The sequence below is a fragment of the Prochlorococcus marinus str. MIT 0919 genome, from assembly GCF_027359375.1.
Lineage (GTDB): Bacteria > Cyanobacteriota > Cyanobacteriia > PCC-6307 > Cyanobiaceae > Prochlorococcus_D.
The window spans coordinates 1074481-1096321 of sequence record NZ_CP114779.1 but is presented as its reverse complement, the minus strand read 5'-3'; the positions used below and the strand labels follow the sequence as shown (position 1 = coordinate 1096321).

The 21841-nt window shown below is 37.3% G+C and carries 21 protein-coding genes and 1 tRNA gene; 13 read left to right on the top strand and 9 right to left on the bottom strand.

Going from position 1 to position 21841, the window contains the following annotated elements:
* Positions 1-47: 47 nt before the first annotated feature.
* Positions 48-1058 (bottom strand): DNA polymerase III subunit delta, encoded by a 1011-nt coding sequence (gene holA / locus O5635_RS06130; protein WP_036900862.1) that lies wholly within the window; start codon positions 1056-1058, stop codon positions 48-50.
* A gap of 37 nt (positions 1059-1095) precedes the next feature.
* On the opposite strand from holA, the gene O5635_RS06125 reads away from it, so the two are divergent.
* Positions 1096-1752, top strand: coding sequence for a precorrin-8X methylmutase (locus tag O5635_RS06125; RefSeq protein WP_036900859.1), 657 nt, complete (start codon positions 1096-1098; stop codon positions 1750-1752).
* A gap of 28 nt (positions 1753-1780) precedes the next feature.
* Here the strand turns inward: O5635_RS06125 and mutS are convergent, their stop codons facing one another.
* Entirely contained in the window at positions 1781-4510 is a 2730-nt protein-coding gene (gene mutS, locus O5635_RS06120; protein WP_036900857.1) for a DNA mismatch repair protein MutS, read from the bottom strand.
* A gap of 157 nt (positions 4511-4667) precedes the next feature.
* On the opposite strand from mutS, the gene psbZ reads away from it, so the two are divergent.
* The 3 genes from psbZ to O5635_RS06105 all read left to right on the top strand — a co-directional run bounded on the left by psbZ (position 4668) and on the right by O5635_RS06105 (position 5551).
* A complete protein-coding gene (gene psbZ, locus O5635_RS06115; protein WP_036900854.1) occupies positions 4668-4865 on the top strand; it encodes a photosystem II reaction center protein PsbZ in 198 nt (65 codons plus the stop codon).
* A 55-nt stretch (positions 4866-4920) separates the two neighbouring features.
* Positions 4921-5397: a 6,7-dimethyl-8-ribityllumazine synthase gene (gene ribH / locus O5635_RS06110; protein WP_036900851.1), complete on the top strand. Its 477-nt coding sequence runs from the start codon at positions 4921-4923 to the stop codon at positions 5395-5397.
* 82 nt (positions 5398-5479) lie between these two features.
* Positions 5480-5551, top strand: a tRNA-Gly gene (locus O5635_RS06105).
* A gap of 11 nt (positions 5552-5562) precedes the next feature.
* Here the strand turns inward: O5635_RS06105 and O5635_RS06100 are convergent.
* Positions 5563-6033, bottom strand: coding sequence for a GNAT family N-acetyltransferase (locus O5635_RS06100; RefSeq protein WP_036900847.1), 471 nt, complete (start codon positions 6031-6033; stop codon positions 5563-5565).
* Positions 6034-6180: 147 nt separating this feature from the next.
* Between O5635_RS06100 and secA the strand changes: the two genes are divergently transcribed.
* Entirely contained in the window at positions 6181-9027 is a 2847-nt protein-coding gene (gene secA, locus O5635_RS06095) for a preprotein translocase subunit SecA (RefSeq protein WP_036900846.1), read from the top strand.
* A 10-nt stretch (positions 9028-9037) separates the two neighbouring features.
* Here secA and cysE read toward each other — a convergent pair whose 3' ends face one another.
* The 4 genes from cysE to miaA form a co-directional block, all read right to left on the bottom strand.
* The gene (cysE, locus tag O5635_RS06090) at positions 9038-9769 is read right to left on the bottom strand and encodes a serine O-acetyltransferase (RefSeq protein WP_036900844.1); all 732 of its coding nucleotides are present in this window, start codon (positions 9767-9769) and stop codon (positions 9038-9040) included.
* 27 nt (positions 9770-9796) lie between these two features.
* Entirely contained in the window at positions 9797-10783 is a 987-nt protein-coding gene (locus O5635_RS06085) for a GntR family transcriptional regulator (protein WP_036900843.1), read from the bottom strand.
* A 166-nt stretch (positions 10784-10949) separates the two neighbouring features.
* Entirely contained in the window at positions 10950-11558 is a 609-nt protein-coding gene (gene infC / locus O5635_RS06080) for a translation initiation factor IF-3 (RefSeq protein WP_036900841.1), read from the bottom strand.
* Positions 11559-11620: 62 nt separating this feature from the next.
* Complete coding sequence (gene miaA / locus O5635_RS06075; RefSeq protein ID WP_036900838.1) at positions 11621-12520, bottom strand: tRNA (adenosine(37)-N6)-dimethylallyltransferase MiaA; 900 nt, start codon at positions 12518-12520, stop codon at positions 11621-11623.
* Between the two features lie 134 nt (positions 12521-12654).
* On the opposite strand from miaA, the gene gyrB reads away from it, so the two are divergent.
* From gyrB to O5635_RS06045, 6 genes are all read left to right on the top strand, one after another.
* Positions 12655-14631 carry a DNA topoisomerase (ATP-hydrolyzing) subunit B gene (gene gyrB, locus O5635_RS06070; protein ID WP_036900835.1) on the top strand — a complete coding sequence of 659 codons (1977 nt, stop codon included), beginning with the start codon at positions 12655-12657 and terminating at the stop codon, positions 14629-14631.
* A 20-nt stretch (positions 14632-14651) separates the two neighbouring features.
* Positions 14652-14969, top strand: coding sequence for an SH3 domain-containing protein (locus tag O5635_RS06065; RefSeq protein ID WP_052042648.1), 318 nt, complete (start codon positions 14652-14654; stop codon positions 14967-14969).
* Positions 14962-15357 (top strand): fluoride efflux transporter FluC, encoded by a 396-nt coding sequence (locus tag O5635_RS06060; protein WP_036900831.1) that lies wholly within the window; start codon positions 14962-14964, stop codon positions 15355-15357. Before O5635_RS06065 ends, O5635_RS06060 begins: the two co-directional genes overlap by 8 nt.
* Positions 15350-15712, top strand: coding sequence for a fluoride efflux transporter FluC (locus O5635_RS06055; RefSeq protein WP_036900830.1), 363 nt, complete (start codon positions 15350-15352; stop codon positions 15710-15712). Before O5635_RS06060 ends, O5635_RS06055 begins: the two co-directional genes overlap by 8 nt.
* A 36-nt stretch (positions 15713-15748) precedes the next feature.
* The gene (gene mgtE / locus O5635_RS06050; protein ID WP_036900828.1) at positions 15749-17161 is read left to right on the top strand and encodes a magnesium transporter; all 1413 of its coding nucleotides are present in this window, start codon (positions 15749-15751) and stop codon (positions 17159-17161) included.
* A gap of 102 nt (positions 17162-17263) precedes the next feature.
* Positions 17264-18265 (top strand): RpoD/SigA family RNA polymerase sigma factor, encoded by a 1002-nt coding sequence (locus O5635_RS06045; protein WP_036900825.1) that lies wholly within the window; start codon positions 17264-17266, stop codon positions 18263-18265.
* Here the strand turns inward: O5635_RS06045 and O5635_RS06040 are convergent.
* Positions 18250-19161, bottom strand: a complete 912-nt coding sequence (locus O5635_RS06040; RefSeq protein WP_036900822.1) for an alpha/beta fold hydrolase — start codon at positions 19159-19161, stop codon at positions 18250-18252. The genes O5635_RS06045 and O5635_RS06040 overlap by 16 nt on opposite strands.
* On the opposite strand from O5635_RS06040, the gene mutT reads away from it, so the two are divergent.
* Together mutT and O5635_RS06030 are read left to right on the top strand one after the other, a co-directional pair.
* A complete protein-coding gene (mutT, locus tag O5635_RS06035) occupies positions 19141-20322 on the top strand; it encodes an 8-oxo-dGTP diphosphatase MutT (RefSeq protein ID WP_081934256.1) in 1182 nt (393 codons plus the stop codon). The genes O5635_RS06040 and mutT overlap by 21 nt on opposite strands.
* 34 nt (positions 20323-20356) lie before the next feature.
* On the top strand, positions 20357-21352 hold the full coding sequence (locus O5635_RS06030) for a carbohydrate kinase family protein (RefSeq protein ID WP_036900820.1): 996 nt from the start codon (positions 20357-20359) through the stop codon (positions 21350-21352).
* On the opposite strand, the gene tsaE is transcribed toward O5635_RS06030, so the two are convergent.
* Positions 21346-21834, bottom strand: coding sequence for a tRNA (adenosine(37)-N6)-threonylcarbamoyltransferase complex ATPase subunit type 1 TsaE (gene tsaE, locus O5635_RS06025; RefSeq protein ID WP_036900817.1), 489 nt, complete (start codon positions 21832-21834; stop codon positions 21346-21348). The genes O5635_RS06030 and tsaE overlap by 7 nt on opposite strands.
* Between the last annotated feature and the right edge of the window lie 7 nt (positions 21835-21841).

Below are 21841 nucleotides of genomic sequence, written 5' to 3'. Positions count from 1 at the left end.
TATTTATGTGGAATCATTTTGATTATTTCAGTGTTTAGGCAAATAATTCAGCATGATATTAGAAGTCCATCAGCAAATGCATGTTTTGGATTAGTCCCTTGTTTTACCAGTATTTCTATTTTTAATAGTTTTTTGAGTAGGTCAATCAAAAAGTCAGTGGATTTATTTTTGATTTGTTTTCTGATTACATAAACTCTTTTGGGGTTGGCAAGCCCTGCTTGTTTTGCAATAAATGAAATATCTTGTTGATTATCTTTTTCTAGTAAATGGACCCATAACCACCCGCGTATTTGTCCTGTGAGTGTTGAAATAATTCTTAGAGCTGGTTCTCCAGAATCTATTAAACTATTTGCTCTAGTAACTGCTTCTCCAAAATTGCCTTCTAATAGGTAATTCCCAATTTCTAAAGAGTTTGTGGAGAGACCTTGTAATAGTCCATGTACAGATTTTTTAGTAATTAGAACTCTTTCTTCTGTGTTATTTATTTGCTTTGTTTTTGCTTTTTCGAGTAAAGAGAGTTTATTTAGTTCGCTGATTAACCTTGTTGTATCAGCACCAATGGCTTCAATTAGAGCATAAATTGCTTCTTCTTCAAGGTCAATATTCATTGCTAGAGCAGTTCTTTCTACTAAAACTTTCATTCCGGCTTCATCCCAAAAGGCAGGTAACAAAAATTTTTCTTCTGTTGCTTGTTTGGATTTAATAAGGCCTTGAATTAACTTTGTGGTCTTTAATCTTTTATCTGGTTTATTTGAATTGTTTAGCACCAGATGTGTTGTATTGGGTATATGCTGTAAGGTTGCTTCAAATTGAAAAGATAGTTCAGAAGAGCATCCATTGCAGAAAGGACTGTGTTTTAACACAACCACTCTGCCACCATTCCCAAAAGGAGGAGTTTGCACTTCTTCAAGAGCTTTACTTGCCTGTGAAAGATCTTGACCATCCAACCTACTAAGATTGATGCTTATCCAAGTTGGATCAATGATGCTTTTAATAAGCTTTTCAATTGCGCGATCACTAGATCCGTAATCATCACCCCAAATTAAATGTATTGGCATTGTCTATCAGAGGTTTTTTTATATAGATGATGCCTAAATGATCCTTTTATTGAGTGAAAAATTGACAACTATTGATCATCCAATTTTTCAACAAAGTATTCGTTATATCCAAGCCCAGCTTGGTAATACACGATTGGAACCGTTAGAGCAAGAAGTTCTAGAAAGATTAATACATACTAGTGGTGATTTTAGTATTCAAAACTTGTTGAAATTTTCTCCCGATGCTTGCCAGAAAGGAATCTTGGCTTTAAAGAATGGTGCTCCGATTATTACCGATACAACTATGGCTCAGGTAGGAATAGGAACCATGGCAAGGAAAACTTTGCAACCATCACTTCATTGTGCACTTGATTGGGCTCCATCTGAAAAAGAATTGACTGATATTCCTAGAACTGTTTCTGGGATGCTAGCCGCCTGTAATGATCTTTCAAAAAAATGGGTTGGGCACCAATCGCCTATTGTTGTTATAGGTAGTGCTCCAAAGGCTTTGATTGCACTTATAGAGTTGATATCTGCAGGTAAATTTGTACCTAGCTTGGTTATTGGGATGCCTGTCGGTTTTATTAGTGTATTAGAAAGTAAAAGGTTGCTATCTAATACCTTAGTACCCCAAATTCGGCTTGAAGGTAATCGTGGAGGGGCTGCATTGGCTGCAGCTTCGGTAAATGCTTTGTTGCGAGCAGCTATAAACTAAATGATTCTATTGTAGAAATTGAGTGAAATTATTTCTTCTTTTCCATTAACAAAAGTATTTCTTTTGCTTTTTTAATCACTTGGTTTGGTACCCCAGCTAGTCTAGCCGCTTCTATTCCATAACTTTTATTTGCCCCACCTTCTACAACTTTATGTAGAAAATGTATTTCTTTGCCACTTTGCTTTACCAATACTTGAAAATTTGCAACATTATTGAATTCTTTGGAAAGTGAATTGAGTTCATGATAATGAGTTGCAAAAATCGTTCTACTTTTTATTTCTTTTGCGAGAAATTCACTTACTGCCCACGCAATAGATAGACCATCAAATGTTGATGTGCCTCTACCAATTTCATCTAATAATACTAATGATTTTGCTGTCGCTTGGTTTAATATGTAAGCTGTCTCTGTCATTTCAACCATAAAAGTAGATTGCCCAGCCGCTAGATCGTCGACTGCTCCAACTCGAGTGAAAACTCTATCTGCAATACTAATACATGCTTCTTTAGCAGGAATCCAACTTCCAATTTGTGCAAGTAATTGAATTAATCCAATTTGCCTTAGGAAACAACTTTTCCCACTAGCATTTGGTCCAGTTAGAACAATTAGATCAGTCTTTTCTCCAAGACGAATATCATTGGGTTGAAATTTACTTTCTACGAGCATTTGCTCCACTACAGGGTGCCTAGAATCTTCAATATGTATCTTCCTTAAAGTTGATTTTTTTTCTAGTATTGTTGGTGCACAATAATTAGCTGCTGCTGCTAGTTCGGCAAGACCTGTTAGAGCATCTAACCCAGCAACTGATTTTGCTGCTTTGCGAATTTCCTGGGCCTTGTCACCAACTATTTGCCTAAGCTCTGAAAATAATTCATACTCTCTTTGTGCAGACCTAGCTTTCAATTGAAAGATTTTACCCTCCCTAGCTTTTAAGTCTGGAGTTATAAATCTTTCTTCATTAGATAAAGTTTGCCTTCTAATCCAGTGTGATGGAACGTTTTGTGCTTTTGATTTATTTACTGAAAGAAAGTATCCAAATGTTCGGTGATATTGCAGTTTAAGATTTTGGATATTGCTCATTTTTTTTTCTAAAATTTCTTGGCTATTTAACCAATCATTTTGATCATCTATCATATTCCTTAAGCCATCTAGGATAGGGTCAACACCGTCATGAATTAATCCCCCTTCACTAAGACTTAAAGGAGGATTATTGATTAATATTTTTCTAATTAGACTTGCAACTTTTAATAAGTCTTTGTCTATTTTTTGTAGACTAATGAGCCAACGTGGCGCACTTCCTGGAATATTTTTTAGGGTTGTTGCAAATAGAGGAAGACGCTCGATTCCATCGGCAATTGCTACCAAGTCTCTTCCTCCAGCATGTCCTGTACTAGCGCGCCCAGATAACCTTTCTAAATCTGCCATTGCTTTTAGTAATTGCCTTAGACTTTTCCTTACATTTCTTTTTTCAACTAGATAACTAACTATCTCCTGTCGAGCAATAATTTTTTGTGGATCAATTAGAGGGTTCTCTAACCATCTTCGCAAACACCTTCCTCCCATTGCTGTCAGTGTTCTGTCAATTGCCCATAAAAGGGATCCCTGAAACTTTCCGTCTTTTTGAGTGGACACTATTTCCAAATTTCTACGAGTTTGAGCGTCAAGTATTAAGGCTTCTTTTGTAAAGCAAATTTTCGGCATTTCCAATGGAATCTTAGTGAAATATTTTTCCGATTGATTAATAGGATTAGTTTCGTTCAAATAAGCTAATAAGCCTCCAGCTGCTCTTAAAGCCATGACATATTCATGAATTCCAAGACCATTAATTGTTGTTATTTTGTAATGACTTTTTAGAGCAGCTTTTGCTTCATGAAGATTGAAAGATGTTTTGGATAGTTGGGTTAACTGTATTTTTTCAGGACACCATTGCTTAGCATTGTGGTCTTCCTCTAATTTTTCGCAGATAACTTCTGAGGCTTCAATTCTTGAGAGTTCTTGCTCTAGAGCATTTAGCCCCAACCCTTCTTTTACAAAAAATTCCCCTGTACTGATATCTGCATTAGCTAAACCCCATTTGGCTAATGCTTGATTGGATTCTTTTTCTACTAATACTGCTGCTAACCAATTATTTTTTTTTGCTTGGAGCATACCTGTTTCAATAACTGTTCCAGGGGTCAATATTCTTGTAATACCTCTTTTAAGTAATTTCCCTTCTTTGTTTTGGCTGCTTTCCAGTTGATCACATAAAGCGATTGAAAATCCTTTTTGGATAAGTGTGCAGCAATACCTTTCAGCTGCATGATGAGGAATTCCAGCCATGGGAACTCTTCCTATGATTTTTCCAGCTTCTTTTCCCGTGAGGGTTAGCTCTAAAGTTTGCGACAAGAGGATGGCATCTTCAAAGAAACATTCAAAAAAATCACCCAGCCTATAAAGCAAAATCCTTGCTGGGTTTTGTTGTTTGAGCTCTACATAGTGTCTAAGAACTGGTGGTAGCTTTGTAATATCAATTTCATCGTGATGATGATGTGATGGTGGAACCTTGTTCGAGTATGAAGTGACTCCAGTTTGTTCAATATCTTTTGTTACCTCTGAGCCTTTTCTTAGGCGAGGTCTTTCCTTAGCTGCCTTTTTAATATCTTCATCAGAAAATTTTTCGTCTTTTTCAAAAGCACTTCTTTGTAAACCTTTTGCTGGTGCAGTTGATCCTTGAATTTGATCAAAGAAGCTGCCTTGAACTGGGATAACCTCGTCAGCCATAGAACTTTTCTGCTAACGAAATGATGGCATCGTAAGGGCGATTTTTAATTTTGGATGTGAAGGCTCGCGACAACCTTGTAATCTTTGTCAGAAACTAACTTGTCTCATGTGACAATTAGATCATGAAGTGAGCATTTGCTCCATCGCTCCATTCCCTATGCAGGTCATTAGTTCAGTTGCTATTAACGCACTTCTCTTTGCTTCTTTAATGTTGGTTATTGGTGTTCCAGTTCTCTATATGACCCAATCAGATCCAGCAGATCGGCGCAATGGAGAAATTAAAAAAATTGAGATTATTGGTGGAGTTTGGTTTCACCTTGTATTAGTAAATGGTTTGCTTTCTTACTTTGTTTGAACTTCATCCCTCTCCGTGCGAAGGTAGGAGTAATTAGGCATTTTGCTAATAAGCAATGGTTTCAATTGAAGGGCGCTTTAATGAAGCGTCTAATTTTCGTATAGGGATCGTGATTGCGCGATTTAACGATTTAATAACTAGTAAATTATTAAGTGGTTGCCTTGATTGTCTTCAAAGACATGGGTTAGATACCTCTGAATCAAGCTCTCAGATAGATTTAGTATGGGTGCCAGGTTCTATGGAGTTACCCCTAATTTGTCAGTCTTTGGCAAAAAGTGGGAAGTATGACGTTTTAATAACTCTTGGTGCTGTTATTCGAGGAGACACGCCACATTTTGAAGTAGTTATTAATGAATCTAGTAAAGGGATTGCTTCCGTTGCTAGGGAAATTGGCATACCAATTATTTTTGGTGTTTTAACTACTGACACAATGCAGCAAGCTTTAGAAAGGGCCGGTATCAAAAGCAATCTTGGCTGGAATTATGCTTTGCAAGCTCTAGAAATGGCTTCATTAATGAAAGTATTGAGTTGATAAATCATTATTAATTAACTATTGGATTGACCATTTCCCCTTTTTTAAGGCATGCTCTTCATAAAGGGTTAAAACCTTTCTCGCGGATGTAGCTCAGTGGTAGAGCATCTCCTTGCCAAGGAGAGGGTCGAGAGTTCGAATCTCTTCATCCGCTTTCTAAAATTCTTAGAAAGACTTTGCTTTATTAACTTTAATTAGTAAATCCTGGTCGGCACAAAGTTTGAAGCCAATTTGCTTATAAAACTCTTGTTGATGAGTGGTCATTAAATATATTTTTTCTATCCCTTTCATTGAAGGGGATGATACAAGGGCTTCTACAACGGTTCTCCCTAGCCCTTGTCCTTGTAGGTCACCTGCTACAACTACGTCCCAAAGGACACCTCTATAGACACCATCACTGATGGCTCTTCCAAATCCAACCATTCTTTGACCGTCCCAAATCGAAACTACAACAGTACTTTTTGCCAATAATTTACGAAGATTTTTGTAGCTTCTATTCTGAGCCCAAAAAGCATGAGTATCTAGCAGCCTTTTTAATTCGAATAAACCTCTTTTGGGTATTAGATGTGGACCTAACCCAAGCCAACGCAACCCAGGAGCTCCTGATGCATGTTTAATGAGCTTTAAGGATGTCATGCAAATAAATTAAATCCTTTTTGGATGAAAAAGGTTTCTTTTTGATTGGATAATTTAATAGTTGTTTTATAGCGCTTAATATTTTTCTACTAAGTTTTGATCTTGGTCGTTGTTAGGCTTAATAAGTATATTTTCGACTTGCTGACCATGCTCAAGCTTTTGCTGGGAGACCCCAACGCCAGAAAGCTCAAGCGTTACCAGCCAATTGTAAGTGATATCAATCTCTTAGAAGAGGTGATATCGCCTTTGAGTGATGATCAATTACGTTCTAAAACGGTTGATTTTCGAACTCGTGTAGGAAATGTTTCAGGTCTAGAAAAACAGCGAGAATTATTGGATGAGCTTCTTCCAGAAGTTTTTGCAGTAGTTAGAGAAGCTAGTAAACGAGTATTAGGAATGCGTCATTTTGATGTGCAATTAATTGGGGGGATGGTTTTACATGAAGGTCAAATTGCCGAAATGAAAACTGGAGAAGGCAAAACTTTGGTTGCAACTTTGCCAAGTTTTTTAAATGCTTTAACTGGCAGAGGTGTTCATGTAGTGACTGTGAATGATTATTTGGCACGAAGAGATGCTGAATGGATGGGGCAAGTGCATCGATTTCTTGGTTTGACCGTTGGTTTGATTCAGCAGGATATGGACCCATTAGAAAGACGTAAAAATTATGAATGTGATATTACTTATGCAACTAATTCTGAATTAGGTTTTGACTATTTGAGAGATAATATGGCTGCTGACCTTAATGAAATAGTTCAAAGAGATTTTCAATTCTGTATTATTGATGAAGTTGATTCAATTTTGATTGATGAGGCACGAACACCACTAATTATTTCAGGTCAAGTAGAAAGGCCACAAGAAAAGTATGAAAAGGCTGCAGAGGTTGTTTACTCTTTAAATAGAGCTGCTGAAATGGGAAAAGATGGTATTGACCCTGAAGGGGACTATGAGGTTGATGAGAAGCAAAGAACTTGTACTTTGACAGATGAAGGGTTTTCTAAATCTGAACAATTACTTAAAGTTAGTGATTTATATGATCCAAAAGATCCATGGGCTCACTACATAACTAATGCGTTAAAAGCAAAAGAATTATTTATTAAAGATGTTAACTATATAGTACGAAATGGAGAAGCAGTTATTGTTGATGAGTTTACTGGCCGAGTGATGCCAGGACGCAGATGGAGTGATGGACAGCATCAAGCAATTGAAGCAAAAGAGCAATTAAATATTCAACCAGAGACACAAACATTGGCTTCTATTACATATCAGAACTTCTTTCTGTTGTATCCACGCTTAGCGGGTATGACTGGAACTGCAAAAACTGAAGAAGTTGAATTTGAAAAAACATATAAGCTTGAAACAACTGTTATTCCTACAAATAGGCCTCGCTCAAGAAAAGATTGGGTAGATCAGGTTTATAAAACTGAAGATGGTAAATGGAGAGCAGTGGCTAATGAGACGGCAGGTATTCATAAGCAAGGAAGACCTGTTTTGGTTGGTACTACTAGTGTTGAAAAAAGTGAACTTCTTAGTGCCTTATTAGCCGATCAAGAGATTCCACATAATTTATTAAATGCTAAGCCGGAAAATGTTGAACGAGAAGCAGAAATTGTTGCTCAAGCGGGGAGAGCCGGTGCTGTGACAATTGCTACCAATATGGCTGGGAGAGGTACGGACATCATTCTTGGGGGAAATAGTGACTATATGGCGAGATTAAAATTAAGAGAGGTTCTTTTACCAAAACTAGTCAAGCCTGAAGCAGGCCACAAGCCACCTGTGCCTTTGCAGCGTCGTCAGGAATCTCCTGGTGGTTTTGGAAAAGATGAAGATCCAAATGCAACAATTATTAAGAGCAAGCCTCCTAGCGAAGCTAGTGCAATAGGCACCTTATACCCATGTGTGCTTACAGAAGAAACTCAGAAAGTACTTATAGATTTAGAGCGCAAATTAGTTAAAGAATGGGGAGATAGAACTTTTACATCTATTGAGTTGGAGGATCGCATATCTACGGCTGCTGAGAAGGCACCAACTGATGATTTGCTAATACAATCTCTGAGAGAAGCAATTGCATTAGTTAAATCTGAATATGATGTAGTTGTTGAAAAGGAAGAAATTCATGTTCGTGAAGCTGGAGGTTTGCATGTTATTGGTACTGAAAGGCATGAATCTCGTCGAGTAGATAATCAATTAAGAGGTAGGGCTGGTAGGCAAGGTGATTTGGGAAGTACAAGGTTCTTTTTATCTCTAGGTGATAATTTGCTCCGTATTTTTGGTGGTGAAAGAGTCGCTGGATTAATGAACGCTTTTAAAGTTGATGAAGACATGCCTATTGAATCCGGGATGTTAACTAGATCATTAGAGAGTGCTCAAAAGAAAGTAGAAACTTATTATTATGATATTAGAAAACAAGTATTTGAATATGATGAAGTTATGAATAATCAACGACGTGCTGTTTATTCTGAACGAAGAAGAGTTTTAGATGGTGTTGGTTTAAAAAGACAAGTTATTGGCTATGGAGAAAAGACTATGGAGGAAATTGTTTATGCTTATGTCAATCCAGACTTGCCTTCTGAGGAATGGGACTTGGCTCAACTAGTTGGAAAAGTTCAAGAGTTTGTTAATTTGCTGGGTGATTTGAAACCTGATGATTTAGATGGACTAGATATTGATGAGTTAAAAGCATTTCTCCAAGAGCAATTACGTAATGCTTATGATGTTAAGGAAGCGCAAATTGAGGAGCAGAGGCCTGGATTAATGCGTGAAGCAGAAAGATTTTTCATTCTTCAACAGATTGATACTCTTTGGAGAGAACATTTACAAGCTATGGATGCGTTAAGGGAATCAGTTGGACTGAGAGGGTATGGGCAAAAAGATCCTTTAATTGAATATAAAAATGAAGGTTATGATATGTTCCTTGAAATGATGACAAATATGCGTAGAAATGTTATTTATTCTATGTTTATGTTCCAGCCAGCCCCTGCATCGGATCAAAAATAATTCTTCTAACCTAATCTCCTAAAAATTCAATAATTTCCTTGTCCTTTAAACTCTGAGCTTTGCCAGGAGAAACATTATTAGAATTATTATCGTCAACAAGAACTTTCAAGGCGTTATTCATAGCATTGACTTGGCCTTCGAGATAATCAATTCTTTCCATAAGGTTTCTTATGACGTTTGCTTCTGTATCAGGCAAAGCAGAGTGAGCTAAAGGATTAATACGTACTCCACTTTGATGGACAACTCGGCCTGGGATTCCTACAACTGTACTATCAGCTTCTACATCTCTCACTACAACAGAGCCAGCACCTATTCTGGTATTAGTCCCGACTTTTATAGCTCCTAGTACTTTGGCACCAGCACCTATTACTACATTTTCTGCCAATGTGGGATGTCTTTTGCCGTGATCTTTGCCGGTACCACCAAGAGTAACACCTTGGTATAGCAGACATCTATTGCCTATTTCAGTTGTTTCCCCTATTACTACTCCCATTCCATGATCGATAAAAACTCCTTTACCAATTTGAGCTCCTGGATGTATTTCAATACCCGTTAATGATCGTGTTGCTTGGCTAAGCAGTCTTGGCAGAAGAGGAATTCCCAACTTCCATATCCGATGACTAATTCTATGAAGAAAGATGGCTTGAAAGCCTGGGTAGCAAAGAATAATTTCGAGTAGTCCTCTAGCTGCAGGATCTCTTTCTCGAATGATTGCTATGTCTGATTTGATGGCTTTAAGCATTTGCTCAAAGGGAAAATAATTAGTTGGTTATTTGATAAGGCCTATCTCTTTTCGAAGTTGTTCAATAGTTGATTCACTGAGATAATTTTCAGCACAATGTATTTGTGGCATTCGCATAAGTTGAGATCTGTTTTGTCTAAGTGTATGTTCAATTAGTGGAAGGCTTGGGCTGTCACATAAGACGTAATTAGCTGCTCTTAAAAGAGCAAGTAATCTGCTGCCTACATCAGGATTAGCTGTCATTAGTAGTAGTTCATTGCCTCTCATGCTGTGAAGAATTACTTCCGCAGCTCTGAGAATGCCAGGACTAATACTCACAATTCCAACACAACTACCTGCTCTCAGTTCTTTTAACATTGATAATTCATTTCGAAAATCACTAAGGTCTACTGCAATTGCTCTTACTCCATGCTGCTTAGCTAATTCTTCAAGTGGTTGAAGAAAATAACGACTAGTTACTACTGTTCCATTGTTAGAACTTTCAAGTACACTTTCTAATTCTTCCATGGGAACTACCTCTACTGGAACATTTAAGTTAGGTTCAAGTTCTTCGGCTATAAGCATTGAAGCCCCAATATCTTCTCTAGGAGTACTTACCAATACCCTGGCACCACATCTCAACCGCCAGTCAATTTCTTTCACAAATAGCTCTCTTGTTTGCTGAAGTGTGCACCCAGCATTTAGGAGACCATCAACAGATTTCCTCACCTCTTGATCTATATCAATAACACCTTTATTTCTATAATTGGAAGAAGTTTTGACTTCGCGTTGTTTTTGTTGATCTCGAACATATATCCCTGAACCAGCTATTGCTTCTACTACCCCGTCAGTTTCTAATTGTCGATATACCTTACTAATAGTATTCCTATGCAGTCCAGTCTGCATTGCGAGTTGACGAGTGCTAGGAAGCCTGTGTCCAGGCGGGTAATGCCTAGCTGCTATTGCAAAGCAAATCTGATTATAAAGTTGACTGGATGCAGGAATATCACTTTCCTGCTGGATATGGAATCTCACGCCTTTATGCCAGGTCTGAATGTGACCAACATAATTAATTAAAGCTCAAGTGACAATTATTTCTTTGGCCTAAGATCTTGTGACGGTCATATTTTAACAAAAAGTAGAGAAACTTTTATAGATTCACTTACTACTGAGTTTCTTCATACTTAAGTTATACCTAGGTTTATGAGATAGTTCGCTCTGCTTTGGAAGAGGGTCGTGTCTCTTTTTCATTTTTTATTAACGGAGTTTTACGAGGGGTTAAAAACATGATCATATTTCTCCCTTCCCTTTTAGGGGCTTGCTGAATCTCTGCTTGCTCTTCTAAATCTTTTGCCATTCTTGATAAAAGAGATTCTGCAAGATTTGTATGTTGAATTTCCCTACCCCTAAATATGACTGTGCATTTAACCTTGTCTCCAGCTTTTAGAAATCGAGTTGTCTGATTTATGCGAACTTCATAGTCATGCTTATCAATTTTGTAACGCATTTTGACTTCTTTAACTTCAGTTTGGTGAGATTTTTTCTTTGCTTCCTTTGCTTTTTTTTCTTGTTCAAATTTAAATTTGCCATAATTCATAATTCGGCAAACTGGTGGATCAGCTTTTTCACTAACTAGTACAAGATCAAGTTCTCTTTCTTGAGCTACTGTTAGTGCTTCTTCACGGTCAATGACCCCTAGCTGAGCTCCATCTGCATCAACTACCCTAAGCTTTGGATATTTGATACGGTCATTTATGTTTGGAAGCTCTCTGACTGGAGCGCGACGATCAAAACGGGGACGAGGTGGCATTCAGTGTGATGAAGGAATAGAGCAGAGCAAACAAGTAAAACCTGATTTTATATCTACTTGGTTCACCCTATAACGTTATGGATTAACGAGAGAGCTTCGCAAAGAGGATTTTTCTCATTTAACCATTTTGGATCGTGTTGGCCTCGAAACCAAGTTCTTTGTCTTTTTGCAAACTGATTAGTTCTTTGATTTATCTGAGTTATAGCTTGATCTAAACCAATCTTGCCATTAATTAGTTGCGATGCTTCCTCATACCCAATTGTTTTAAGCAAAGGCAGAGTGCTTCCATACTTAGAGATAAGGTTCTGGGTTTCTTCAATTAGGCCGCAATCAAACAAGGAATGAGTACGTTTGTTTATTCTTTCATGCAGATTGCTTGGATTAAGTCCGATTTCGATGATGTCCCATTCTGGGGGATGGAATTTTCTCAGAGAATGTATGGATTGCCCAGAAGCATAAAAGACTTCTAAAGCTCTAATGATTCTGGGATAATCAGAGACTGATATGGATTTTGCACTAATTGGATCACAGTGTTTTAGAAGTTGATGGCATTCTTTCTGTCCAAGTTCCTTAAGTTGTTTTCTAAAACTTAATTGGGCAGGAATTGCTGGGGGACATAATCCCCTAGTGATTGCTTTTAGATACAAACCGCTTCCTCCTACTAGTAATCCTATTTGCTTTTTTTTGAGACCCCTCTCAATGCTTTTCATGGCAATGCTTTTGAATTCATGCATGGTGATTTGTTGATTTGGGGGTTGTAAATCAATCAAAAAATGCCTGATTTTTTGTTGTTGTGCTTTTGTTGGTTTTGCTGTTCCTATGTCCATATCCATATAAATCTGGCGAGAGTCAATATTGTGGATTTCCAGATCAAGTTTTTGAGCAATTTCAATGCCTAGTTCTGTTTTTCCACTTGCTGTAGGGCCTATCAGAGCAATTATTAGAGGTTTAGATCGTGACATAAATTTTTTAATGCTTTTATAGAAACTTTTTAAGAGCCTTTTTTCAATGCCAGTGTTAAATTTAGTTTGACAGGTATAGGTTTTTAATAGATGAGGTTTTTAATAACAACCTTTCCTGGGAACCTTTTATTCGAATGAGTGAAGATTCCAAGATTAATAAAGTTCAAGCTGCTTATGGCGCTGAGCAAATACAAGTTCTAGAAGGACTAGAACCTGTAAGAAAAAGACCAGGTATGTATATAGGCTCTACCGGGCCAAGAGGTTTGCATCATCTTGTTTATGAAGTTGTAGATAACGCTGTAGACGAAGCACTTGCTGGACATTGTGATGAAATATTGGTTGTTCTTTCTGATGATGGTGCAGCATCTGTCACTGATAATGGCAGGGGTATACCTACCGATATTCATCCGAGGACCGGCAAGAGTGCTTTGGAGACCGTATTAACTGTTTTGCATGCAGGAGGCAAGTTTGGCAGTGGAGGTTATAAGGTCTCTGGAGGGCTACATGGAGTAGGTGTTTCAGTTGTAAATGCTTTGAGCGAATGGGTTGAAGTAACTGTTCGTAGGCAAAATAAAATCTATCAGCAGAGATTTGAGAGGGGTGCGCCTATTGGTTCACTTAGCTCTAAATCACAAACTAACTCTGATAAAGGATTGACGGGTACTACTGTTTGTTTTAAACCTGATAGTCAAATCTTTACTAGTGGCATTAGTTTTGAATATGCAACGCTTTCATCAAGGTTAAGAGAATTAGCTTATTTAAATGGAGGTGTTCGAATTATTTTTCGTGATGAAAGAAAAACAGCTGTAACACTCGAGGGTAACCCTTATGAGGAAGTTTATTTTTATCAAGGTGGTATTAAAGAGTATGTTTCGTATATAAATTCAGAAAAAGATGCTTTACATCCAGAGATAATTTATGTCAATTCAGAAAAAGATGGAGTTCAAGTAGAAGCTGCTTTGCAATGGTGTGTAGATGCCTATTCGGATAGCATTCTTGGTTTTGCAAACAATATTCGCACTGTTGATGGTGGAACTCATATAGAAGGTTTGAAAACAGTTTTAACTCGTACGCTTAATTCTTTTGCTAAGAAAAGAGGAAAGCGTAAAGAGGGCGATTCAAATTTAGCCGGAGAAAATATACGTGAAGGATTAACTGTTGTGCTTTCTGTTAAAGTTCCAGAACCTGAATTTGAAGGGCAGACTAAAACTAAATTAGGAAATACAGAAGTACGAGGAATTGTAGATACTCTTGTTGGCGAGTCTTTAAGTCAATATTTAGAATTTAACCCTTCAGTTATTGATTTAATTTTAGAGAAAGCAATTCAAGCATTTAATGCTGCAGAGGCAGCTAGAAGAGCTAGAGAGCTAGTTCGCAGAAAAAGTGTTTTAGAGAGTTCTACTCTTCCTGGGAAATTGGCAGATTGCAGCTCTCGAGATCCTGCAGAGTCAGAGATTTATATTGTTGAGGGTGATTCGGCTGGAGGTTCTGCTAAGCAAGGCAGAGATAGAAAATTTCAAGCAATTCTTCCATTGAGAGGTAAAATTCTAAATATTGAGAAAACAGATGACTCGAAGATTTATAAAAATACTGAGATTCAGGCATTAATTACTGCCTTAGGCTTAGGGATCAAAGGAGAGGAGTTTTCTTCCAAAAACCTTAGATATCATCGTGTTGTGATTATGACCGATGCTGATGTTGATGGTGCACATATCCGTACGCTTTTACTTACTTTTTTCTATCGTTATCAAAAAGAATTAGTTGAGGGTGGATATATTTATATTGCGTGCCCACCTTTGTATAAGGTTGAGAGAGGCAAGACCCATAAGTATTGTTATAACGAATCAGATTTAAAGAAAACAATTCAAGGGTTTGGAGAAAAGGCAAATTATACAATTCAGAGATTTAAAGGTCTTGGTGAAATGATGCCAAAGCAATTATGGGAAACAACTATGGATCCTTCTAAAAGGATGATGAAAAAAGTTGAAATAGAAGATGCGCTTGAAGCAGACAGAATTTTTACAATACTTATGGGGGATAAGGTTGCGCCAAGACGGCATTTTATTGAGACTCATAGTGTTGAGCTTGACCTCACTTCTTTAGATATTTAATAGTCTTGGTCACTTTTTTTATGCGCTGGAGTTGGGTTTTATTATTCTTTGGTCTTTTAGGGCCTTTAGACTTGCCTGCCGGTGGGCTTACTTATAAAAACCCTGGCATTCTTCAATTAGAACTTTCAAGAAGAAAGTATGCAGGTACAAATTGTTATTTAAGAACTTCGCCCAACTTGGAATCTTCGGTGTTGACCTTGTTGCCAATAGGCACTCCTTTAAGGATTATTAGTAGTTGGCAGGATTTTGATCGAAAACAATGGTTATTAGTACAAAGTGCATCACTGCCTTTAGCAAAATCTTCTTCAAAGCCCTATCGTGGTTGGGTTAATGTCTGACTTAATTGAAGTTCTGTTGGCTGTCTTTTTAGTTTCTTCAGGTTCAATAATTGGTTCTTTAATTAGATTTAAAATTACTACGCAATTGAAAGAATTCCATGTCCCGAGATTTATACCAATCTTCTTTGTAAATTGCCTGGCTAGCTTTTTCCTTGGTTTAATTATTTCTTTTGAGAAAAATAGTTCCACTAATTTTTTAAATGAAAAGTTTTTACTCTTTATAATTGTAGGTTTACTAGGCAGCCTAAGTACTTTTTCATCTTTTATATGGGAAATTTTCTTCAATATTAGGAAGAAATATTGGTTTAAAACTTTTTTTATTACTGCCGTATCAATTTTTGGAGGGTTATTGTTTGCATTTGCAGGTTATAAATTGGGTAATGCTTAAGAAGGATTTATTGACTTTAGAGAAAGTTTTATGGGTCGGAATGGGTGCTTTCCCAGGAGGGTTGGCTCGTTGGTTAATTGGCAATGATTTTGCTGTGAATATCTTTGGAACCGCACTTTTAGGCTTGTTGATGGGTCTAGACCTCACTCCTAGAGTTCAATTATTTCTCATTTTTGGTTTTTGCGGTGCTTTTACTACTTTTAGTGGATGGATGGTAGAGGTCTTAGAGTTGTTGGAAATGGGAATGTATCTCAGAAGCTTTGCATATGTTTTTCTCTTGCTAATCGTTTCATTGTCATCAATATGTGGTGGTTTTTTGCTGGGAAGAAGAATTAAGGGATCAATCGCACCCTGATAGACATTAAGATGTTTGTGCCCTATTTATGCGTCAATGAATGAGGCAATCGGGGCATCTGCACAGGCTCCTTCTCCTTTTAAAGGATCGCAATTAGCTGATGTTGTAGCTGGGCAGCTGGAAGCAATGCTGTCAGCAGGCAATTATGACGGGGTCAAGACTTTGCTTGAACCTGTTCAGCCCGTAGATATTGCGGAAGCCATTGGAAGCTTGCCATTAATTTTGCAGGCATTGGCTTTTAGGTTGCTGGCTAAAAATGAAGCTATAGAAGTTTATGAATATTTAGATCCAGCAGTTCAACAAAGCTTGCTTGATCGGTTGCGCTCAGGCGAAGTTTTGGAATTAGTTGAAAGAATGTCTCCGGATGATCGAGTAAGACTTTTTGATGAATTGCCCGCCAAGGTTGTTAGAAGGTTATTAGCTGAACTAAGCCCAGAAGAAAGAAGTGTTACTGCGCAAATGCTTGGGTATCAACCTGAGACTGCTGGCAGATTAATGACAAATGAATTTATTGACCTTAAGGAATTTCATAGTGCGGCTCAGGCTTTAACAATTGTTAGACGACAGGCTCCTTTTACAGAAACAATTTATAGCCTTTATGTCACAGACCGCGAAAGACATTTGACTGGAATACTTTCTTTGCGAGATTTAGTGACTGCAGACCCAGAGTCTCTGATAGGAGATGTGATGACTAAAGATGTGGTTAATGTAAGAACTGATACTGATCAAGAGGAAGTAGCAAGAGCCATTCAAAGATATGATTTTTTAGCTTTGCCTGTTGTTGATCTTGAGAAGAGATTGGTAGGAATAGTTACAGTCGATGATGTCATAGATGTTATTGAGCAAGAAGCGACAAGGGATCTATATGCGGCTGGGGCAGTTCAGGCAGGCGATGAAGATGATTATTTCCAAAGCAATCTTTTTGTTGTTGCTAGAAGAAGAGTTGTTTGGCTTTTTGTTTTGGTTTTGGCCAACGGATTGACAACAAAAGTGATTGCAATGAATGACGATGTTTTAAAGCAAGTAGTTTTATTAGCAGCTTTTATTCCTTTATTAATTGGAACAGGAGGTAACGTTGGCGCGCAAAGTTCCACGGTTGTTATTCGAGGATTAAGTACCCAGCGCATTCAAAATTTAGGTCTCTGGAGATCTGTCCTTAGAGAAGCCTTCGCAGGCGCTTTATTAGGCTTATTGATGCTTTTGTTTGTTGTTCCTTTTGCTTGGTGGCAAGGTGAAGGGCCTTTGGTTGGTGCTGCAGTTGGCATTAGTTTGTTGGCGATTACAACTTTGGCGGCAACTGCTGGTGCAGCATTGCCTTTGATATTTGATCGAATGGGCCTTGACCCTGCACTTATGTCAGCTCCTTTTATCACTACTGCAACAGATGTTGCGGGCGTTTTTATTTACTTGAGAACTGCTTCTTGGCTGTTGACTCATATTCATACTTAGGCGACTTCTAGGCATTAATACTTAAAAAATTATAAATCCGTTTGGAAAATAGCTTCTTCACACTTCTTAATGATATGCTTTACAAAACTCAATAGAGTATTGATGACAGATCAAGCGCTCTCTTCAAGAAAGGTCTTGAAAGATTCAAAGTCTCAGTCATGTTCAGATAGTGATCTAGTTCGCTCTTATTTAAGAGATATCGGACGAGTACCTCTTTTATCTACAGACCAAGAGATAACTTTGGGTAGGCAAGTCCAAGAGTTGGTCACAATAGAAAATGTTGAAAAGGAATTGCAACTGCGTAATGGGTGCAAACCTTCTCGACAAGAGTTGGCTCAATCAGTTGATCTTACTCTTACTGTTTTAAATAGGAAATTAAGGCTTGGTGAAAAAGCTAAAGAAAGAATGGTTTCAGCAAACTTGCGTTTAGTTGTAAGTATTGCCAAGAAATATACGAAAAGGAATATGGAACTTTTAGATTTAATTCAAGAAGGCACTATTGGTTTAGTGAGAGGTGTTGAAAAATTTGATCCTGCTAGGGGATATAAGTTTTCTACGTATGCATATTGGTGGATCAGGCAAGGAATTACTAGGGCAATTGCAGAAAAAAGCAGATCTATTCGATTGCCTATTCATATAACCGAGATGCTAAATAAGTTGAAAAAAGGACAACGAGAATTGAGTCAAGAATTGTCGAGAACCCCTTCCATGAAAGAGCTATCAGATTATGTGGATCTCCCACTTCAGGAAGTAAAAGATTTGATGTGCCGAGCAAGTCAACCACTAAGCCTAGAAATGAAAGTTGGAAATGCTGAGGATTCTGTATTACTTGATTTGCTTTCAAGTGACAATGATTTACCTCAGCAAAATATTGAGATGGATTGCATGAAGGGCGATTTAGAAACACTTTTAGGGAAATTACCAGAATTGCAAAATACAGTTTTAAGAATGAGATATGGCATAGATGGAGAGGAACCAATGAGTCTTACTGGAATTGGCCGAGTACTTGGTATTAGTCGTGATCGAGTACGGAAACTTCAGCGAGATGCTTTGAAAGGCTTACGAAGTAATGGTGAATTCGTAGAAGCTTATGTGGCTTGTTGAATTATTTTGCCTAAAAACCCATTGACTTTTTCAGGCGCTTCATCGTGAGGACAGTGCCCTGCACCTTTAATTATCTCTAAAGATCTTATGCATTTAATAGAAGCAAGCCATTGTCTAGCTTCTGAAAGAGCTTCCCATGGATCACTATCTCCCCAAATTAAGTCGACTGGTACATTTAGATTTTTCATTAAATCCGGTGCTAGGTGATCATTGAAAATATTTACGAAGCCGTGAAATGCTTCCGCTGCTCCTTCACGTTGAGTTGGTGAATATATTAAGTTGATTAATTCCTTATCTAAATGTTGACCACTTGGGTAGGCTTGTTTGAGTATTTTTTCTATAAAATTTGGATTTGCTGCATTCTGAAATAGACTTTTACTAAGCCATTTTTTTCTAATTATATTTTTCAAGAAGGGTCTTATTAATTGTACAACTTTAGTTTGTTGAGAGAGTCTTTTGTCATCCATTGTTCTTTGCGCACAATTAATTAGAATTACACCTTTACAACTGCCTTGGAGGCTTCTTGCTGCTCTTAGAGCTACAACGCCTCCAATGGAATTACCAATGAAAATAACAGGTTTTTTAATTACTAACCTGCAAAATTCTGATACTTGTAATCCCCAATTATCAAAATTATATAAAAAACCTTTAGTAAAACTTTTCTCTCCGGGAAGTATTGCTATGGGTTGACTACTGTCCCCAAAACCAATTAAGTCTAATGAGTATGATGGAGTTATGTTTCCTAGAAATATTTGATTTTTTCTCCAATGTTCTTTAGATGCTCCAAAACCATGAATCAGAACAGTAACAACAGATGATCTTGGATTATAACCTTCGACTTTCCAGCTAACATTTAACTCATTCCATTGCCAACAATGAATGTTATTCTTAGTCAAGAGAAATACCTGGATCAATTTTTAAATAATGATAAGCAAATAAATGCAATTCGTATTAGTTTGCTTACATGGTTTCAAGATAATGGACGTCATTCAATACCTTGGAAGTTAACAGCAGAAGGAACTGTACCAACTCCTAATGAATGTTTACCTGTATATCCTATTTGGGTTGCAGAAGTAATGCTTCAACAGACTCAATTAAAAGTTGCTTTGCCTTATTGGGAAAGATGGATGTTAGCTTTCCCATCAATTGATGATTTGGTAGTTGCAGATGAGAGTGAGACTTTGCTTGTTTGGCAGGGTTTAGGTTATTACTCCCGTGTAAGAAGATTGCATACTTCTTCTAAAATGCTTTTTTCTATGATTGGACCATCTCGATCAACAGATTCATCAAGATGGCCAGATGATTTAAATACTTGGACTTCTTTGCCTGGTATAGGTCGAAGCACAGCAGGCAGTATTATTTCTTCTGCATTCAATCTGCCTACTGCCATTTTAGATGCAAATGTTAAAAGAATTTTGGTGCGTTTAATAGGTACTTCTATACCACCGGAAAGAAATTCAGCAAGATTATGGGACTGTGCTGTTGCATTATTAGACCCTCATAGACCAAGAGATTTTAATCAGGCTTTAATGGATTTAGGTTCAACTGTTTGCACTAATCACAAGCCAATTTGTATACAGTGCCCTTTGAAAGATTATTGTGTTGCTTATAGTTTAAATGAACCAACCAAGTTCCCTGCAAAACTTTCTGTATTTTCTGTGTCTAAATTTGTAATTGGTATTGGATTGATTCTGAATGAATCTAACGAAGTCCTTATTGATAAGAGATTGGATCATGTGAAAATGGGTGGAATGTGGGAATTCCCCGGTGGAAAACAAGAAAAAGGTGAAGCGATAGAAACAACTATTTCAAGAGAATTGTTAGAAGAATTAGGTGTTGTTGTGAACGTGGAAAAGCAGTTAATTGCTTTTGAACATTTATATTCACATCAAAAATTAAACTTTATTGTTCATTTATGTAGCTTAGTGTCTGGAGTTCCGAAACCTCTATCCAGTCAAGAAGTCAGATGGGTTAAAATTCAAGAATTATCTAAATATCCTTTCCCAAAAGCAAACTTGCGAATCATTGCTGCTCTCAAAACATATTTGCTTTTATGAAAGAGAATAAAAAAGATATTATGTGAGCATCTGAATGGCAAAAGTTATTTGCACAGGTGAAGCATTGGTTGACCGTTTGGGACCTTGTGGCCAAGACAATGCTTTTGAAAATCAATTTGAGGATTGCTTGGGAGGTGCTCCGGCGAATGTTGCAGCAGGGTTGGGAAGATTAGGTGTGAAAACAGCTTTTGTTGGTTGCCTTGGTGAAGATCGCATTGGAGAGCAGTTCCAAAAATTGTTTGTTACTAGAGGGGTAGACATTTCTGGTTTGCAGCTTCATTCAAGACATACTAGTCGAGTTGTTCTTGTTCAAAGAGATTCGTCTGGGGAAAGAAGTTTTGGTGGTTTTATAGGAGGTTTTGAAAATAGTTTTGCTGATCAAAGTTTAGATTTAAATTCTTTGAAGAAAACATTCCCAGAAATTGCAATAGAAGCCAATTGGTTGTTGACTGGAACAATCTCATTGGCAACACTTAACTCAAGAAATGCAATCTTCTGGATGACCAAATATGCTAAAAATCATAATCTAAAAGTAGCAATTGATTTAAATTGGCGTCCCACTTTTTGGGATAAGACATTTCATTCAAATTCACTTCCAAGCAAACAAATTAAATTATTAATTAGAAGATTTTTAGAAAATGCAGCATTTTTAAAACTTGCTGATGAAGAAGCAATTGCTTTTTTTAATACCAATAATCCAGCAGAAATTTCTGAATTACTTTCTTTAAAGCCTTCAGTTATAGTAACAGATGGTGCTAAAACAATTCATTGGTTTTTGAATGGATATTTAGGCAGTTTAAAGCCATTTTCTCCTGAAGTAATTGTAGATACAACAGGAGCTGGAGATGCTTTTACAGCTGGTTTACTTTCGCAACTTGTAAATTCTTCCTTTGACGAAAATACTTATACTGATTGTGAAAATGCAGTGAAGTTTGCTGCGGCATGTGGAGCTTTGGTATGTGGGGGTTTAGGTGCAATTGAACCTCAACCCACTTCTAATCAAGTAGAAAACTTTCTATCTGCTCAATAAGGAGAAAAAAGTTTTATTAATCTCTTGTTATCTTGGGTATAAGTCAAGTTCACATGCCAAGCATCCTCAAGATCAATCTTTAAACGTGAAGGCCATTCAATAACCATAAGTGCTTTGAGATCTTTTGCTTCTTCTTCTTCTTGAATAAATAATTCGTTTGCAGAATCTGCACTGTCTAATCTATATAGGTCTAAATGAATAAGCGCTCTTTTTCCTTTTAAGTAATGTTGAGATAAAGGAAAAGTAGGACTCGTAATTGGTTCCAAGATCTGAAGACCTTTCGCAATTCCCTTTACTAGGCTTGTTTTCCCAGACCCTAGTGGCCCCTCAAGCAACAGTATTTTGGAGCTTTGGATCTTTTGACTTAGTATTTCGCCAAATGCAATTGTTGCCTCAAGATTATTTAGAAGCCACCCTGATTGGTTAGATTGCCAGACGATTGACTCAGGAACTTTGATATTTTTGAAGATGTTCCTTTGCAAATTTTTA

Coding starts and splice junctions, on each gene's coding strand:
- O5635_RS06125 (WP_036900859.1), top strand. CDS start 1,096: ATGATCCTTTTATTGAGTGAAAAATTGACAACTATTGATCATCCAATT.
- gyrB (WP_036900835.1), top strand. CDS start 12,655: ATGAGTGAAGATTCCAAGATTAATAAAGTTCAAGCTGCTTATGGCGCT.
- psbZ (WP_036900854.1), top strand. CDS start 4,668: ATGCAGGTCATTAGTTCAGTTGCTATTAACGCACTTCTCTTTGCTTCT.
- mgtE (WP_036900828.1), top strand. CDS start 15,749: ATGAATGAGGCAATCGGGGCATCTGCACAGGCTCCTTCTCCTTTTAAA.
- miaA (WP_036900838.1), bottom strand. CDS start 12,520: ATGTCACGATCTAAACCTCTAATAATTGCTCTGATAGGCCCTACAGCA.
- O5635_RS06030 (WP_036900820.1), top strand. CDS start 20,357: ATGGCAAAAGTTATTTGCACAGGTGAAGCATTGGTTGACCGTTTGGGA.
- secA (WP_036900846.1), top strand. CDS start 6,181: ATGCTCAAGCTTTTGCTGGGAGACCCCAACGCCAGAAAGCTCAAGCGT.
- O5635_RS06060 (WP_036900831.1), top strand. CDS start 14,962: ATGTCTGACTTAATTGAAGTTCTGTTGGCTGTCTTTTTAGTTTCTTCA.
- ribH (WP_036900851.1), top strand. CDS start 4,921: ATGGTTTCAATTGAAGGGCGCTTTAATGAAGCGTCTAATTTTCGTATA.
- O5635_RS06045 (WP_036900825.1), top strand. CDS start 17,264: ATGACAGATCAAGCGCTCTCTTCAAGAAAGGTCTTGAAAGATTCAAAG.
- mutT (WP_081934256.1), top strand. CDS start 19,141: ATGAATGTTATTCTTAGTCAAGAGAAATACCTGGATCAATTTTTAAAT.
- O5635_RS06055 (WP_036900830.1), top strand. CDS start 15,350: ATGCTTAAGAAGGATTTATTGACTTTAGAGAAAGTTTTATGGGTCGGA.
- holA (WP_036900862.1), bottom strand. CDS start 1,058: ATGCCAATACATTTAATTTGGGGTGATGATTACGGATCTAGTGATCGC.
- cysE (WP_036900844.1), bottom strand. CDS start 9,769: ATGCTTAAAGCCATCAAATCAGACATAGCAATCATTCGAGAAAGAGAT.
- infC (WP_036900841.1), bottom strand. CDS start 11,558: ATGCCACCTCGTCCCCGTTTTGATCGTCGCGCTCCAGTCAGAGAGCTT.
- O5635_RS06100 (WP_036900847.1), bottom strand. CDS start 6,033: ATGACATCCTTAAAGCTCATTAAACATGCATCAGGAGCTCCTGGGTTG.
- O5635_RS06065 (WP_052042648.1), top strand. CDS start 14,652: ATGCGCTGGAGTTGGGTTTTATTATTCTTTGGTCTTTTAGGGCCTTTA.
- mutS (WP_036900857.1), bottom strand. CDS start 4,510: ATGGCTGACGAGGTTATCCCAGTTCAAGGCAGCTTCTTTGATCAAATT.